The organism is Variovorax sp. 10N412, assembly GCF_056394985.1.
In genome coordinates, this window is record NZ_JBFTIO010000003.1 from 544,857 (window position 1) to 557,602 (window position 12,746).

A 12,746-nucleotide genomic window follows, 5' to 3' on the forward strand; every position below is an offset into this window, starting at 1 on the left:
GCCGCCGGGTCAGCCCGCCACGTCCTCGGCAATGCCCACGCCGAGCAGGCCTTCGAGCAGGCCCCTGTCGGCGGCCAGCGCCGCGCTCGGGCCGGCATGCACGACAGTGCCGCGCTCCAGCACGATGGCCTTGTGCGTCATCTCCAGCGCCAGCACCGGATGCTGTTCGACCACGATGGACGCCAGTCCTTCCGACTCGCACAGCCGCCGGATTGCCGCGGCCAGCTCTTCCACGATGATCGGCGCGAGACCCTCCATGGGCTCGTCGAGCAGCAGCAGCTTGGGGTTGGTCATCAGCGCGCGGGCAATGGCCAGCATCTGCTGCTCGCCGCCCGAGAGCTGGTTGCCGTAGTTGCCGCGCCGCTCGCGCAGGCGCGGGAAAAAGTCGTATACGCGCTTGAGGTTCCACGCGCCGAAGCGCGCGATCACGGTGAGGTTCTCTTCCACGGTGAGCGAGGGAAACACCTCGCGCTCCTGCGGCACCCAGCCCAGCCCGGCGCGCACGCGCTGGTGCGAGGGCCAGCGCGTGATGTCCGCGCCCTGCCATCGAATGGCGCCCTGCATCACGCGCGTGTTGCCCATCAGCGTTTCGAGCAGCGTGGTCTTGCCTACGCCGTTGCGCCCGAGGATGGCGAGGCTCTCGCCCTGCTGCAATGAAAAGTCGAGGCGGTCGAGCACCACGGCGTTGCCGTAGCCGGCGGTGACGCGGTCGAACGCGAGTGCGGGTACGGATGCGGATGTTTCAGGCATGGTGATGAGAGCTTCCCAGGTAGACCTCGCGCACACGCGGATCGGTGCCGATCTCGGCCGGCGTGCCTTCGGTGAGGATGCGTCCGCCCACCAGCACCGAGATGCGGCGCGAGAAACGGAAGACGAGCTTCATGTCGTGCTCGATGAACAGCACGCTGATGTCTTCGGGCAGCGCCGCGATGGCTTCGAACAGCTCGCCGCTCTCGTCTTCCGGCACGCCGGCCGCGGGCTCGTCGAGCAGCAGGATGCGGGGTTTGGCGGCCAGCGCCAGCGCAATCTCGAGCAGGCGCTGCTTGCCGTAGGGCAGCTCGGACACGGGCACGTCGGCCAGGCTGTCGAGCTTGAGCGTGCCGAGCAGCGCGTGCGCTTCGTCGAACACCGAGGTGCATCCCGTGAGCGGGCGCCACCAGGTGGCGCCCAGCCCTTCGCGCTCGCTGATCGCCAGCACCACCGACAGCAGCGGCGTGAGGCTGGGGAACAGCGTGTTGATCTGGAAGGTGCGCGCCAGGCCCATGCGGGCGCGCTTGTCGCAGGGCAGGCGCGTGATGTCGCGCTCGCCCATGTGGATCGAGCCGCTCGTGGGCTTGAACACGCCGGTGAGCAGGTTGATGAGCGTGGTCTTGCCCGCGCCGTTGGGGCCGATCAGCGCTTGCCGCGCGCCGGGTTCGAGCGAGAGGTTCACCTCGCTCACGGCCTGGAAGGCGCCGAAGCGGATGCCCAGGTTCTGCGTGCGCAGCGTGTGGGTGGCGGAGCCGCTCATCGCGCCTTCCCCGTGCGAACGAAGCGCGACAGCGCCCCCATGATGCCGCCGCGCCCCAGCATGACGGCCGCGATCAGGAAGATGCCGAGCCAGAACATCCAGTACTGCGGGTTCATGTCGGCGAACCCGTCGTGCACCAGCATGTAGACGATGGCGCCGATCATTCCGCCATACAGGCGCCCGGTGCCGCCGAGCACGAGGATGATGAGCACTTCGGCCGAGCGGTTGAAGCCGATCGACTCGATGCCGACGAACTGCGTGGTCTGCGCGAGCAGCGCACCCGCCACGCCGGCCACGGCGGCCGAGAAGGCGTAGGCCATGCGCAGCCGCGCTTCGACCGGCGAGCCGATGGCCAGCATGCGCTTGCGGCTGTCGTGGATGCCGCGCAGCGCCAGGCCGAAGGGCGAGCGCAGCACCAGCCGCACGAGCAGGAACATGGCGAGCACCACGCCGAAGGCATAGCAGAAGGCGGTCTTGCCGTAGAGGTCGAAGTCGAAGAAGCCGAGCACGGGCGCAATGACCACGCCCTGCAGGCCGTCGGTGCCCCCGGTGATGCCCGAGAGCCGGTTGGCCAGCTCGAACAGGAGCACGCACACGCCGATGGTGATCATCAGCCGCGTGAGGTCGGCGCCGCGCACCACGAGGTAGCTCAGCGCATAGCCCAGCAGGCCGCTGACGACCAGCGCGAACACGAGGCCGGTGAAGGGCTCGCCCCAGCCGTACTTGGCGAGCAGGCCGGCGGCGTACGCACCCGCGCCGAAGAAGGCGGCGTGGCCGACGGTGAGGATGCCCGCGTAGCCCAGTGCCATGTCGAGCGACACGGCGAACAGGCCGAAGATCATGACCTGGCTCATCAGCGTGAGCTTGTCGGGCAACAGGAAGAAGGTGGACGCGAGTGCGAGCCAGAAGGCGACCTCGGCGATGCGCAGCTGCGCGGCGGAAACGTTCAGGGCTTTCATGCGATCCCCTTCTTCGCCACGATGCCGTGGGGCCGCACCAGCAGCATGACGATCATGACCACGTAGATGAGAAAGGCCCCTGCTTCAGGCCAGTAGTACTTGCCCGCCACATCGACGATGCCGACCAGCAGCGCCGCGATGAACGGCCCGGTGACGGTGCCCGCACCGCCCACGCACACCACCATCAAGAAGTAGACGAGGTACTTGAGCGGGAACGAAGGCTCCAGCCCCAGCATGCCCAGGCTCAATGCACCGCCCAGCCCCGCGAGACCGCAGCCCAGCGAGAAGGTCAGGAAGAACAGGCGCTGCACATGAATGCCCGTGCCGCCCGCCACGCGCTGGTTGTCCACCGCCGCGCGCACCATCGCGCCGTAGCGCGTCTTGCCCAGGCCCAGCAGCAGCGCCACCAGCACGGCCACGCCGCAGACGATCAGGAACAGGCGGTAGCGGCCCACCTCGAGGCCGAACAGCGACACCTGCCCGTCGAGCGCCGGCGGCAGCGTGAAGGGCTGCATCGTCGGGCCGAAGAAGTAGGTGAACGCGGCGATCGACACGAACACCATGCCGATCGACAGCAGCACCTGGTCGAGCGGATGCGCGCGGTACAGGCGCCGGTAGAACACGAACTCCAGCACCGCGCCCACCAGCGCAGCCGACACGAAGGCCGCCGCCAGCGAAAGGCCGAAGCCCACGCCGAATTGGTTCATCAGCACGCTCGCGGCGTAGCCGCCCACCATCGCGAAACTGCCGTGCGCGAGGTTGACGAAATTCATGAGCCCCATCGTGATGGACAGGCCCACGCCGATGAGGAACAGGAGCATGCCGTAGGCCACTCCGTCGAAGATCACGATGCCCATGAGTTTCCTGCTTGCTGCGTGCTGGCTGGCGGCTTGCGTTGCGCCTTACTTGGCGGCGGCTTCCTTGGCCGGGTCCTTCACGCGGTCGAACTTGTCGAACTCCACGTTCACCAGCTGGCCGTTCACGCGCTCGGTCTTGCGGATGTACACGGTCTGCACGATGTCGCGCGTGGCCGGGTCGATCTCGATCGGGCCGCGCGGGCTCTCGAAGCTCAGGCCCTTGAGCGCCTCCATGAACTTGTCGCCGCCGGTGTCGCCCTTGGTCTTGGCCAGTGCCAGGTCGATGGCGGCCATGGCGTCGTACGCGGTCACGGCGAAGTAGCTCGGGCGCAGCTTGGCACCGTTGTCGGCGGCGAAGTCTTTCACGAACCTCTGGTTCTTGGGCGAGGGGTGCGCGAACGAGTAGTGGTGGCTGGTGACCAGGCCCAGCGCCACGTCGCCGGTGGCGTCGAGGTAGCTGTCGTCGGTGGCTTCGCCCGTGGCGTACAGCTTGATGCCGGCCTGCTCCATGCCGCGCTCCTTCCACACCTTCAGGAAGGCCGGCGGCATCACGCCCGAGGGGAAGAAGAAGAACACGGCCTGGGGCCTGGCGTCCTTGATGCGCTGCACGTAGGCCGAGAAGTCGGGGTTGTTCATGGGCGTGCGCACCTCGCCCGACACCTTGCCGCCGCCGGCGGTGAAGGTCTTCTTGAAGGCGGTTTCCGCGTCGACGCCCGAGGCGTAGTCGGCCACCACGGTGTAGGCGTCCTTGATGCCTTCCTTGAGCATGTAGCGCGCCATCGGGTCGGTGACCTGCTGCACGGTGAACGACAGGCGCGCCACGTAGGGCGAGCTGGTGGTGATGGCCGAGGAGGCGGCGTTCATCACGAGGGTCGGGATCTTGGCCTGCGTGGCGATGGCGCCCACGGCGTAGGCGTTGGGGCTGAAGTCCAGGCCGGTGAGGATGCTCACCTTGTCGCGCACGATGAGCTCCTGCGCGATGCGCTTGGCGGCGTCGGGCGCGGGACCGGCGGTGTCCTTCTTGATGATCTCCACGGTGCGCCCGCCCACCTTGCCGCCGTGCTCCTTCAGGTACAGCGCGATGCCCGCGTCGAACTGGCGGCCGTAGTCCGCGTAGGGGCCGGAGTAGGTGGCGATGAGGCCGATGCGCAGCGGCTCGTCGGCGGCGTGCGCCGTCGCGCCCAGCAGGCCGAAGCCGGCCAGCAACAGGGTCGACAGGAGGGTTCTCTTGGAGATCGTCATGGGCGTCGTTGGCGTCATTTGAAAAGACCTTTCAGGTGGAGTGAATGCGCCCCCTCGGGCGCCGCTGTCATGTAACCGGATGCGCAAAGCGGGCGATGATGCCCGACCCCCGCTTCAGATCTGCGTATCGGGCACGCGCACCGTGAGGCCATCGAAGGCGGCCGTGACGGTGAGCTGGCAGCTCAGGCGCGAGCCCGGCCTGCGTTCGGAGGCGACCGCGTCGAGCAGGGCGCTTTCCATGTCGTCGGGCGGCGGCAGCAGGTCGAGGAAGGCGTCCTCCACGTAGACGTGGCAGGTGGCGCAGGAGCAGCAGCCGCCGCACTCGGCGTCGATGCCGCGCACATTGCCGCGGATGGCGGTCTCCATCACGCTGGCGCCGAGCTTGGCGTCGACGTCGCGCGTGGTGCCGTCTTTGAGGATGTAGTGGATCGTGGGCATTTCTTGCAGGCTCAGAACATGTCGAAGTACTCGCGGTGTTCCCACTCGCTCACTTCGAGGTTGAAGCGGGCGATTTCCGCTTCCTTGATGTGGCACAGGTAGTCGACGAAGGTCTTGCCCATCTGCGCGTTGAGCATCTCGTCGCTGCGCAGGCAGGCCAGCGCCTCGCCCAGCGAGCGCGGCAGTTGCTCGGCCGGCGTCTCGTAGGGTGCGTCGGCGGAGGGGCCGGGGTCGATGCGGTTCTTCATGCCGTCCAGGCCCGAGAACAGCTGCGACGCCAGGTACAGGTACGGGTTGGCCGTGGGCTCGCCCACGCGGTTCTCGATGCGCGAGGCGTTCTGCCCCACGCCGCCGAGCACGCGCAGCATGGCGCCGCGGTTGTCCTTGGCCCAGATCGCACGGTCGGGCGCGAGCGAGAAGGGCCGGTAGCGCCGGTAGCCGTTGATGGTCGGGCTCGCGAGCGCCGCGGCGCCGCAGGCGTGCGCCTTCAGCCCGCCCAGGTAGTGCATGCCGATCTCGCTCAGGTGCTGGCCCTCGGCCTCGGGCATGAAGGCGTTCACGCCGTCGCTCTTGCGCCGCAGCGACTGGTGCAGGTGCCAGCCGCTGGACATCACGTTCGGAATTTTCGGGCGGCACATGAAAGTCGCGTGCAGCCCGGCGCGCTGGCAGATCTGCTTGATGGCGCTGCGCAGCAGCACCATCGTGTCGGCCGGCGTCACGCCCGCGGTGGGGCCGAAGGTCAGCTCGAACTGGCTCGGACCGAACTCGATTTCCAGCGAGCGCAGCGGCAGGCCGAGCGCAATCAGCTGCGAGCGCAGCAGCTCCATCAGCGTGTCGACGCGGTCGTAGCGCAGCTCGGTCAGGTACTGGTGGCCGTGCGACAGCAGCGACACGCGCGGCGGCTCGCCGGGCTGGCCCGAGTCGGCCAGGTTCATGCGCGCGTCTTCCAGCTTGAAGACGTGGAACTCCACCTCGAGCCCGGCGATGAAGTCCAGCCCCAGCTCGTCGAGCTGGCGCACCGCGCGCTGCAGGATCTGGCGCGTCGCAAAGGGGCAGGGCTTGCCGTCGGCCATGTAGGCGTCGCACAGCACCCAGCCGGTGCGCGGCGACCACGGCAGCACCTTGAAGGTGGCGGGGTCGGCCACGACGGTGAAGTCGGCGCCGCCCTGCAGGCCCTCGATGGCGAAGCCGCCGTTGGCGCTGAACACGGGGAACACGGTCTTGTGCGAGGTGTCCTTGGCCAGCAGGGTGGAGGTGAGGTTCACGCCGTCCCACAGCGCCGAGCGGGCCTCGGCGGCCACCAGTGTCTTGCCGCGCAGGATGCCGTGCTGGTCGGGCCAGGCGAAGCGCACGAGGTCGACCTCCGCGTTGTCGATGCGCCGCACCAGTTCCCTGGCCTGCGCGTGCTGGTCGTCGGACCAGAGACCGAAACGGTCGACGAATGTGTTGCTGCTCATGGCGTGCGCTCAGCCGGCGAGCCGGGCGGCCGCCCATTCGGACTTCAGGCGGCGCGCGCGGTCGGCGTCCTGCCAGTAGGCCTCGGTGGCGGCTTCGTCGCTGACGTTGCGCCCGATGCCGTCGATGGATGGCGGCCCGGTCATCGTGCGTGCTTGCGCGGCGTCGATGAGCATCGGTGCGGTCTCGCCGGCCAGCGTGGCCTCGATGGCCTTCACCAGCATGCGGCGGTAGGCCACGATGCCCTTGTCGGTGCTGCCCAGGTGCTCGCGCGTGCGGTCCTGGATGGCGCCCTGCGACTCCACCGCCCACTGGTCATGCACGTTGATGTCGTCGCCCATGCCGGTGTAGGTTTCGGTCAGCTGTTCCTCGATGCTGAAGCCGTAGTTGTTGCGCTTGTTCTTGCGCGAGGTGTAGTCGGGCAGCTCGTAGAGCTTCAGGCGCTGGTCGCGCATCTGCTGCTTGTCGACCGGGCCGGTGAAGCTGGTGAACACGGCGTACCAGTAGCAGTGCGTGTCGTCGACCGGCACGTGCCATTGCGAGATGGTCATCTCCGCGCTCATCGGGATCACGAAGGCCTGCGGGAACACCACGTTGGTCACGCGCACGTGGGTGGTGTCTTCGCTCAGCTTGCGCAGGGCCTTCAGGCGAAAGCCGTAGCCGGTGGTCTCCACGCTGATGTCGGGGCGGTCGTACTCGCGCAGCACCTTGGTGATGGGCATGTCGGAGTCGGCCGAGGCGCCGCGGAACTGCTTGCCGTAGCTCTCGGACGTGTCCTCGTCCTCGAAGAAGCGGTGCAGGTACGAGGCGTGCGCGGGGTCGATGCCCACTTCGAGCGCCTGCAGCCAGTTGCATTCGAACAGGCCCTTGAAGGCGAAGGTGTGGCTGTCGGGCGCGACGAAGCAGTCGAAGTCGGGGAACGCGGGGGGCTCGCCCTCGCCGATGTATGCGAAGACCACGCCGGCCTTCTCGACCACCGGATAGGCCGACTGCTTGATGCGGCTGCACAACTTGCTGGTGGCGGGCTCGGCCGGGGTTTCGAGGCAGTTGCCCTTGGCGTCGAACAGCCAACCATGGAAGGCGCAGCGGATGCCGCCGTTTTCCAGCCGGCCGAAGGCGAGGTCGGCGCCGCGGTGCGGGCAGTCGCGGTCGAGCATGCCGAGCTGGCCGCTCTCGTCACGGAAGAGGACGAAGTCCTGCCCCATGAGCTTCACCGGCTTGACCGGGCGTGGGCCCGCCAGTTCGTCGGCCAGGGCCACCGGCTGCCAGTAGCGGCGCAGCAGCTGGCCGGCCGGCGCGCCGGGTCCGACGCGGGTGATGAATTCGTTCTGCTCTGCGCTGATCATCGTGCGGGCTCCATTCGTGGGTGCTGGGAAGAGGCTGTTCGCCATTGCATGCAACTGTATGCATTGTCTTGGTGATCCTCTGCTCCGGTCAAACTTCTCGGGCTGGTTTTGCCCTGAAACAGGGCGTAGTTTCGCCAAAATCAGGGTAAATACGAAGCCTGCCGTTTGTTTTTGACACTTGCTAACCACGAATGCATGCAACAACCGAGCCAGGGTAAATCAGCTGCGTGCAATGACAGCGGTGTCTCCTAGAATTCGCCGATGGACTCCCAACAATCCCGCGTGCTCGTGCAACTGCGCGACCTGATCCTCAAGGGCGCATTCGTGCCCGGAGAGCGGCTGGCCGAGATCCCGCTCGCCGAAAAGCTCGACGCCTCGCGCACCCCGGTGCGCCTCGCGCTGGCCAGCCTGGAGCATGAAGGCCTGATCGAACAATCGCCCAGCGGCGGCTACCAGATGCGCCGCTTCACCTCGCAGGAGGTGGCCGACGCCATTCGCGTGCGCGGCGTGATCGAAGGCTTCGCGGCGCGCCTGCTGGCCGAGGACGGCGCGTCGCGCCAACTGCTGCGCGACCTGAAGGACTGCCTGGACGACGGCGACCGCGCCGTGAACAAGCCGAGCATGGAAATCGACGATTACGCGGCGTACGTCGAAATGAACGACCGCTTCCACAAGCTGATCCTCGAAGGCTGCGGCAACTTGGCCCTGAAGCGCGTGATGGACATGCTGGGCGGCCAGCCCTTCGCCGCGCCGAGCGCCATGCTGCCGATGCAGTCGTCGATGGAAGAAGGCCAGCAATGGATGCGCCAGGCGCATCGCACCCATCACGCGATGGTGCAGGCGATCGAGCGGGGGCAGGGCTCGCGGGCGCAGGCGCTGGGCGAGGAGCATGTCGAAATTGCGCGCATGAACCTTGACTACGCGCTGGAGCGGCCGGAACTGGCGGCCGAGTTGATGCCCGGCATCCGCCTGGTGTCCAAGGGCCGCGGCAGCTGAAGGTGGATGTCAAACTGGTCAGTCTGTAAAAGACTGGTTGGTATTTCGGCATCCGCTCCGTCTGGATGGCGACGCCCGAGACTAGAATTTCCCGCATGAGTGCCCCCGCCCCCGCCAAGACCTCCTTCAAGGAACAGATGCTGCAGGCCCGCGAGGAGGCCATCGTCCAGACGGCCAACCGCCTGCTGGCCGAGAAGGGCTTCGAGTCGATGACGGTCGACGAGGTGGCGGCCGCCGTCGGCATCGCCAAGGCCAGCCTCTACAAGCACTTCCCCAGCAAGGAAGACCTGGCCGCCGCGGCAATGGTGCGCGTCATGCAGCGCACCCTCGACTTCGTGGCCACTGTGCCGGCCGAGGACACCCCTGTCGCCAAGCTGCGCGCCGTGGTGCGCTGGTCGATGCAGGTGCAACTGGCCGGCGAGATGCCCTCGCTGCCGCACCAGAACTCCACGCTGCGCGCCGCGCTGATGAACAACCGCGGCTACCTCGACCGCCTGGTGACCCTGAGCGACAAGCTCGGCGGCTGGATCCAGGCCGCGCAGGCCGACGGCTCGCTCAACCCGAAGCTGCCCGCGATTGCCGTGCTGTACACCTTGTATGCGCGCGCCTGCGATCCGGTGCTCGGTTTCCTGAAGGCCGGCGGACTGCAGACCGACGAGCAGATCGTCGACCTGGTGCTCGCGACCTGCTTCGACGGCATCGCCTCGCGCTGACTGCACAGCGGGGCGCTGCGCGCACGTCGAGGCCTGGTTCTTCAGCGCACCTCGATCAGCAGTCCGGGCCTGAAGCCTTCCTGTTCGCCGTTGCGCGCGTAGCCCAGCGGATTGGCCACCACGCGGCAGCCGTTCTTCACGTAGTCGGACGGGCAGTGCAGGTGGCCATGCAGCCATAGCTTCGCGTGGGGCAGGAGTTCGTCCAGCCCATTGCAGAAACCGGCCGTGCCGGGCGTCAGGCCGTAGCGCGGATCGCCGCTCTCGAGACTGGGCGCGAAGTGCGTGATGGCCACCGTGGTGCCGTCGAACGGCTCGGCCAGCGCCTGCGCGAGCCAGGCCTGGCAGGCCAATCCCTGCTCCCGCAGCTGCGCGGCGAGGAAAAGCTCGCCGTGACGCATGGTGGCTGCTTTTTCAAGGTAGAAGTCAGCCGCGCGCATGGCCTTGCCGCGCTTCTTCAGCGCCTCGGCCAGGCTGTCGGTGGGCACGGCGAGCGCGTCGAAGTCCGCCCACAGCGTGGTGCCGATGAAGCGGATGCCGTCGATCACGCGGGTTTCGCGTTCCAGCCAGAGGATTCCGAGCTCTTCGCAGAGCGCGCGCAGCTTGTCGTGGGTTTCGTCGAAGTCGACGTTGTCGTACTCGTGGTTGCCCGGCACGTAGATCACCGGCGTGGGCCAGCCGTTGCGCGGGGAAAAACGGCCCAGGCCGAAGTCCGTGTCGGTCAGGCGGGAGCCTTCCTGGTACGAGCCGATGTCGCCCGCCAGGATCAGCATGTCGGCACCCGGCACGGGCTCGGCATGGAAGCGGGGGTGGGACTCCAGGTGCAGGTCGGAGAGCAGTTGCAGCTTCATCGTCGGGGCAGTCTAGGTGAATTGCCCCATGCATGAAGCGCATAAGGTTGCGCTTGTTTTGTTAGGGATAACCCTTAATCTTGGTACATCAACCACTCAGAGCACGGCCACAAGCCGCGCAACACCATGTTCAGCCTCATCGCCCAAGTGGCAAGTTTCTTCCGTTCCTCTACCGTCAACGCCCCCGCAAGCCATGCGTCGGCCCTGATGGAAAGCGCCGACATGCGTGCCGGCCGCGGTGCCCACGACGCGCAGGAACTGCGCGCTGCCGCCAGCGCCTGGCTCAGCGTCGTCCGCTGATCCGCTCCGGTCAGCCGGGCACCTTCTGCCCGAGGACCGATCCGGCGAAAGCCGAGGCTGCCGAGCGCAACAGCGCGGTGCGCAGCCACTCGTGCGAATGCCCGTGCTGGGCGCGCCGGTGCCAGATGGCATCCACGTGCACCGGCGGCTGGTCGAAGGGCAGGTCGCGCAGCACCAACTGGTCGTCGATGCCGGTCACCGTCACGAAGTGACGCGGCAGCACGGTCAGCAGGTCTGAATTGGCGACCACCCGGCCCGCCGTGAAGAACTGGTTCACCGTCACCACGATGCGCCGCTCGCGCCCCAGGGCGCCCAGCGTCTGGTCGATGAAGCCGTAAGGCCTCCCCGAAAAGCTCACCAGCAGGTGCCGCGCCGCGCAGTAGTCGTCGAGCGTGAGGGGCGACTTTGCCAGCGGGTGGTCCCGCCGCATCACGCACACATATTGACCCAGGTAAAGCCGCTGGGTCTCGAACGCCACACCCACGCCCGACTGGCCTCGTGCCGCGAGGCTGGCGATCACCGCCGGGAAATAGCCGACGGCCATGTCGACCTCTTCCTGCTCCAGCATGCGGCGCGGGTCGCGCGTGGTCAGGGGCAGCACGCGCATCGAGATGGCGGGTGCCTCCTTTTCAGCGATCTGCACCAGGCCCGGGATGAGCTCGGCCGCCGTGGCGTCGGCCATGGCCAGCAGGAAGGTGGTGTCGGCGGTGCCAGCATCGAACTCACCGGGCGCCAGCGTGTGCTGCAACTGGCGCAGGGCGTCTCGCACGGTCGGCCACAGAGCCAGTGCGCGCGGCGTGGGCTCCACGCCGGCACCTGAGCGGCGCACCAGTTCGTCTCCCAGCACCTCGCGCAGACGCCGCAGCGCATTGCTCACCGCCGGCTGGGTGATCGACAGGTTGCGGGCGGCGCGCGTGAGATTGCGCTCCGCCATCACCTCGTCGAAGACGCGGAGCAGGTTGAGGTCGAGCGTGCGAAAGTTGACGTCCATCAGTGCTGTGAATGATAAACATCAGAAAGATAAAGTGGAAACGTACTAGGGTAAGCCCTAATATCACTGCATCGGCCTTGTTCGCCACCACTGATTACCACTGTCCCTTAGGAGGGATGCATCATGACCAGCTTCGTCCACGTTGACCAACCTACTGTCCACCCCGGCGTGCATCGCGCCGAGGTCCTGTTCGGCCAGATCCAGGCCGCCCGCGCCGGTGCCAACGGCGCCCGCCCCCTCATCGCCCTGCTGATCGTCGCCATTGCCGCGGCTGTGCTGGTGGTGACCGACTCGCTCGTGTCGAACTGGAGCGAAGGCAACGTGCTTGCCGTGTGGGCAGTGTTCTGCCTTGCAGCCATCGGCTTGTTCGCGCTGTTTGCCGGCTCGGTCCGCCAAAGCAGCGTCGCCGGCGCCTGGCGTGCCGCCGCTCAACGCCGTGCTGCTGCTCGCGCTGACGCTCGTTTCCTGGAAACGGCCAAGAACGATCCGCGCGTGATGCAGGAACTGCAGGCCGCCATGTGGCGTCAGCAATCGCAAGGCACCATGCCCGCTGCCGAAGCCGCCAAGATCGATGCCGTCGCCCGCATGAACCTGCGTTCGCAGGAAGCACGCATGCCTACGCTGTACGAGGCGATGCGTCGCATGAACAACTCGCGCTATTACTAAGCAGCGAGTTGCAGGATGCAAAGCCGCCCTTGGGCGGCTTTTTGCTTTTTTGAATCTCAAAGCGGGTCGGGCAAGTGACTGCTTGATGAAAAATCTTCTCGTCCTTGCTCGAAGTGCTAAAAACTGTGCATAATCGAGGGCTAGGCTGACAGTCACTGAAAAGTGTTTGAAGCGATGGGTTCTTCGGAGCTGATTGCGAGTTGGTTGGGTGAAAAAAGCTTCTTCGAAGTTGACGCTGATTGARAAGTCGGTGCATAATCGAAGGCTTCGCTGAAASGGATTCGGCGGCTGGTTGCGAAAGTGGCGAGCTGGTTGAAGATGAGGAAAGCGAAAAAAGTTTGACGGTACTTAAAAAACCGTGATAGACTACAAGGCTTCGCTGATCACAGCGAGCTGAACGAAGTAAGCGCAAAGCTGCTTCGGTG

Annotated in this window: 14 protein-coding genes; 4 read left to right on the forward strand and 10 right to left on the reverse strand. The window is 66.7% G+C overall.

Annotation, left to right across the window (positions count from 1 at the left end; translation table 11 throughout):
• Nucleotides 1–9: 9 nt before the first annotated feature.
• The 8 genes from AC1DJH_RS11895 to AC1DJH_RS11930 all read right to left on the reverse strand — a co-directional run bounded on the left by AC1DJH_RS11895 (nt 10) and on the right by AC1DJH_RS11930 (nt 7,807).
• On the reverse strand, nt 10–750 hold the full coding sequence (locus AC1DJH_RS11895) for an ABC transporter ATP-binding protein (RefSeq protein WP_435486476.1): 741 nt from the start codon (nt 748–750) through the stop codon (nt 10–12).
• Complete coding sequence (locus AC1DJH_RS11900) at nt 743–1,510, reverse strand: ABC transporter ATP-binding protein (protein ID WP_478185825.1); 768 nt, start codon at nt 1,508–1,510, stop codon at nt 743–745. Before AC1DJH_RS11900 ends, AC1DJH_RS11895 begins: the two co-directional genes overlap by 8 nt.
• Nucleotides 1,507–2,469 (reverse strand): branched-chain amino acid ABC transporter permease, encoded by a 963-nt coding sequence (locus tag AC1DJH_RS11905; RefSeq protein WP_478185826.1) that lies wholly within the window; start codon nt 2,467–2,469, stop codon nt 1,507–1,509. Before AC1DJH_RS11905 ends, AC1DJH_RS11900 begins: the two co-directional genes overlap by 4 nt.
• The gene (locus AC1DJH_RS11910) at nt 2,466–3,326 is read right to left on the reverse strand and encodes a branched-chain amino acid ABC transporter permease (RefSeq protein WP_478185827.1); all 861 of its coding nucleotides are present in this window, start codon (nt 3,324–3,326) and stop codon (nt 2,466–2,468) included. The genes AC1DJH_RS11905 and AC1DJH_RS11910 overlap by 4 nt, the downstream gene beginning before the upstream one ends.
• Before the next feature lie 45 nt (nt 3,327–3,371).
• The gene (locus AC1DJH_RS11915; protein WP_478185845.1) at nt 3,372–4,568 is read right to left on the reverse strand and encodes an ABC transporter substrate-binding protein; all 1,197 of its coding nucleotides are present in this window, start codon (nt 4,566–4,568) and stop codon (nt 3,372–3,374) included.
• A gap of 114 nt (nt 4,569–4,682) precedes the next feature.
• Nucleotides 4,683–5,006, reverse strand: a complete 324-nt coding sequence (locus AC1DJH_RS11920; protein ID WP_472113595.1) for a 2Fe-2S iron-sulfur cluster-binding protein — start codon at nt 5,004–5,006, stop codon at nt 4,683–4,685.
• An 11-nt stretch (nt 5,007–5,017) separates the two neighbouring features.
• A complete protein-coding gene (locus tag AC1DJH_RS11925) occupies nt 5,018–6,463 on the reverse strand; it encodes a glutamine synthetase family protein (RefSeq protein WP_478185828.1) in 1,446 nt (481 codons plus the stop codon).
• A gap of 9 nt (nt 6,464–6,472) precedes the next feature.
• A complete protein-coding gene (locus tag AC1DJH_RS11930) occupies nt 6,473–7,807 on the reverse strand; it encodes an aromatic ring-hydroxylating dioxygenase subunit alpha (protein ID WP_478185829.1) in 1,335 nt (444 codons plus the stop codon).
• 261 nt (nt 7,808–8,068) lie between these two features.
• On the opposite strand from AC1DJH_RS11930, the gene AC1DJH_RS11935 reads away from it, so the two are divergent.
• Complete coding sequence (locus tag AC1DJH_RS11935; protein ID WP_472113604.1) at nt 8,069–8,803, forward strand: GntR family transcriptional regulator; 735 nt, start codon at nt 8,069–8,071, stop codon at nt 8,801–8,803.
• Nucleotides 8,804–8,898: 95 nt separating this feature from the next.
• Nucleotides 8,899–9,516, forward strand: coding sequence for a TetR/AcrR family transcriptional regulator (locus AC1DJH_RS11940; protein WP_472113606.1), 618 nt, complete (start codon nt 8,899–8,901; stop codon nt 9,514–9,516).
• A 41-nt stretch (nt 9,517–9,557) separates the two neighbouring features.
• On the opposite strand, the gene AC1DJH_RS11945 is transcribed toward AC1DJH_RS11940, so the two are convergent.
• Nucleotides 9,558–10,364, reverse strand: coding sequence for a metallophosphoesterase (locus tag AC1DJH_RS11945; protein WP_435486469.1), 807 nt, complete (start codon nt 10,362–10,364; stop codon nt 9,558–9,560).
• Between the two features lie 126 nt (nt 10,365–10,490).
• On the opposite strand from AC1DJH_RS11945, the gene AC1DJH_RS11950 reads away from it, so the two are divergent.
• Nucleotides 10,491–10,664: a hypothetical protein gene (locus AC1DJH_RS11950; RefSeq protein WP_478185830.1), complete on the forward strand. Its 174-nt coding sequence runs from the start codon at nt 10,491–10,493 to the stop codon at nt 10,662–10,664.
• Between the two features lie 10 nt (nt 10,665–10,674).
• Here AC1DJH_RS11950 and AC1DJH_RS11955 read toward each other — a convergent pair whose 3' ends face one another.
• Nucleotides 10,675–11,655, reverse strand: coding sequence for a LysR family transcriptional regulator (locus tag AC1DJH_RS11955; protein WP_478185831.1), 981 nt, complete (start codon nt 11,653–11,655; stop codon nt 10,675–10,677).
• A gap of 123 nt (nt 11,656–11,778) precedes the next feature.
• Between AC1DJH_RS11955 and AC1DJH_RS11960 the strand changes: the two genes are divergently transcribed.
• Nucleotides 11,779–12,321: a hypothetical protein gene (locus AC1DJH_RS11960; RefSeq protein ID WP_478185832.1), complete on the forward strand. Its 543-nt coding sequence runs from the start codon at nt 11,779–11,781 to the stop codon at nt 12,319–12,321.
• Nucleotides 12,322–12,746: the final 425 nt, after the last annotated feature.